The sequence below is a fragment of the Acinetobacter lactucae genome (genome assembly GCF_013344765.1).
Classification (GTDB): Bacteria; Pseudomonadota; Gammaproteobacteria; order Pseudomonadales; family Moraxellaceae; genus Acinetobacter; species Acinetobacter lactucae_A.
The window spans coordinates 1-2,629 of record NZ_JABVBF010000264.1; the positions used below are offsets into that span (position 1 = coordinate 1).

Annotated in this window: 3 protein-coding genes and 1 pseudogene; all 4 read left to right on the top strand. The window is 31.8% G+C overall.

Features of this window, described 5'->3' with window-relative positions; translation table 11 throughout:
• Positions 1-883: pseudogene (locus tag HUN22_RS18260) on the top strand (hypothetical protein); the annotation flags it as partial.
• 1 nt (position 884) lies between these two features.
• On the top strand, positions 885-1,322 hold the full coding sequence (locus HUN22_RS16440) for a hypothetical protein (protein ID WP_017897999.1): 438 nt from the start codon (positions 885-887) through the stop codon (positions 1,320-1,322).
• Positions 1,323-1,345: 23 nt separating this feature from the next.
• Positions 1,346-1,822 carry a GNAT family N-acetyltransferase gene (locus HUN22_RS16445; protein ID WP_174731623.1) on the top strand — a complete coding sequence of 159 codons (477 nt, stop codon included), beginning with the start codon at positions 1,346-1,348 and terminating at the stop codon, positions 1,820-1,822.
• 215 nt (positions 1,823-2,037) lie between these two features.
• Positions 2,038-2,289, top strand: coding sequence for a type II toxin-antitoxin system Phd/YefM family antitoxin (locus HUN22_RS16450; RefSeq protein WP_086384379.1), 252 nt, complete (start codon positions 2,038-2,040; stop codon positions 2,287-2,289).
• Positions 2,290-2,629 lie beyond the last annotated feature (340 nt).

The window sequence follows — 2,629 nt, forward strand, 5'->3', positions numbered from 1 at the left end:
ATATAATTTAATGGAAAATGATTTAGAGCACACATCATTAACAAGCCATCTACCACGGCATAATATTAATACTTTCCTGGCATTGAGTGGTTTGTCTGAACATTTACAAGCAATATTAATGGGACGTGTAGATATTAAGCAAAATCAGTATTATCAACATCTAGCATTAAAGCAACGTAAAGTCACAGCGAGTTTGTTAGAAACACATGAATTGGTACTTTATGAAAATGATAAGCAGGAGATAAAGCAAGATTATCCAGTTAACTCTATCAAACATGATGGATTAATGTACTTTTCAGAAAAATTGGATCTAGAAAATAATTTAAAGATGAATTTACAAACATTTGACTCGAAAAATGAAGTAGCGAGTTATGTAAAGGAATCTTTCTTTGATGAATATTTTCAAGATATCGCAGAATCATTTAATGAATTAGTTAAAGAAGATCAATCATTAGCCAACGCATTAGTTCAACGCCATGCTTGTTTGCATCCTTTACCTTTCGGTGGTTGTATGCGTGAAGTCGCTGTACACGATTGCCCTAAGCGTCTTGCATGTCAATCAGGTGAACAATGTGGAAACTTTGCTTTAACTGGACGGAAAGGTGAATTAGAAGCTCTAGAATACATTCTGAATAAATTACACGATGAGTTTGCACATATAGAACAAACTGTTGTCCAAGATTTATCCTATAAAGAAATGCATGAAAATTTACGTCAAAAAATACTCTATTTAACTGACTTAAAAACTAAAGCATTTAATAGGCAAAATAGTTTAACTCCTATTCCCATTTTTTATTATGGAGATGCAATCTCTAAATTACCAAGCACATTAAGTGAACTTTTCGCTATTGAACAACAAAAAATTGAGTCTAAGGGAGCCTGATATGTTACGTGGTAAACAACTGGATGAAGTCATCGAACAAGAATTACAAATTATGTTGGTTGAAGGTTTTGAGAAATCTCCCATTTCGCACAAGGCTCTTCATAGTCGGCTAACGGCTAAGGGGTATATATCAGGTGGGCTAAGTACTTTGAGTTCTGCTGAACGGAGGAAGCTTATATCTTTGTATGTATCTGAGCAGATTTCACCACTAAATCTAAAGAATAAGGAACAACAACTTTATGTGAATAAAAAAACTAGACAGGCTCTTACTGATACGAATAAAAATCTACGCATACAAATTGATGATTTGGAATCACAACTTCATCAGAATACAGAAACACTTATAGATATCATTGAAGAAGTAAAACTAAGAACGAATTTGAAAGTAGATCATCTATTAGCTCCTCACCTCCTCAAAAAATACCTTTCATTTAAATAGATTTACTACCCAAGGAAACTTTAATGCTAAATTATGCTGAGACTCTTGTTATAAAAAAGGATGAAATGCTTGCATTTGAAGATTTATTAAAAGAATTTATGGTTAATGTACTACGATTAGCACCTAAATCTATAAGAATAAGTGGCATTGCATCTGAAAGTAAATGCGTAAATATTAAAGTTACCGTACACAACCCTAATAATGATTTTTACTTTAGGTTAGGATACTTCGATGAAAATAGTCAAAACAAAGCAATTATAGTTGCAAGATTAGGATTTAAAACTCCTAGAAAAGGTTTTGGTACGAAATTAATCAAAGAGTTGTGCATCTTTGGCAAGAAGTTTGGTTATTCTTTTCTAAGCATTGAATGTCCTAATAAAGACTGTCAAAAATTCATGTTGAAATTAGGTTTTAAAAGTAACCAATACAAAATTGAGGTGCAAAAGCTATTATTCTTAATAGAGAGTAGACATAAGACTCCTATACTTCTCGAACACTAGTCTGTGTGTAATGGTTTAAAAAACTAGTCAGCAAAACAAAGATGTATGTTTCACCCTAAATGAAGGGATACTTCATTTGGGCTGACTACATATTTCAGTAATGTACTAGTCATTCTTACTAAATCTATATATTAAATAGTATCCAAAGACTTTGATGAAACCTCTTTTCTGTAATTAATTAAGTACAAATATTCTTAATTAATTTAGGTGTATAAATGAAGGTTGTTACCTATTATGATTTACGGAAGAATCTAGAACATTTACTAGATAGTGTTATTGATGACCATACCCCAGTACTTGTCACTAGACAGAATAAGCAAACGGCTGTATTGATTAGCTTAGATGATTTCAATGCCTATGAAGAAACTTTACATTTACTTAAAAGTCCTAAGAATGCAAAAAGATTGCGTGACCCAATTGCTCACATCGAAACAGGTAAAACAATTAAAAATGAGCTGATTAAATAATAATTTTAAATTGGACTGTCCAAGCTTTGTATGATTAGCTATATTGTTAGACCTGCCCCCTTGAAACCTGACTTATATGGTACGTATAAGAGCTAGTGATTGCCATATTCAGTATATTGTAGGATAGACAAATTCAGCTCAGATTTGAGCAAATAAATATAAAAAATTGATTAAAAGAGACTTATTTTCTAAAAATAACATGACTTATAGAATCTACTCCTACCACACAAAAAACTCCATTTTGATCAGCTTTAAAGTGCTTAATTGGACTTTGCTCCAATCTTGCAATCTCTATAAGATCTTCTACCATTTGTTTACCAAGTTCTTCTCTTTTTTCATT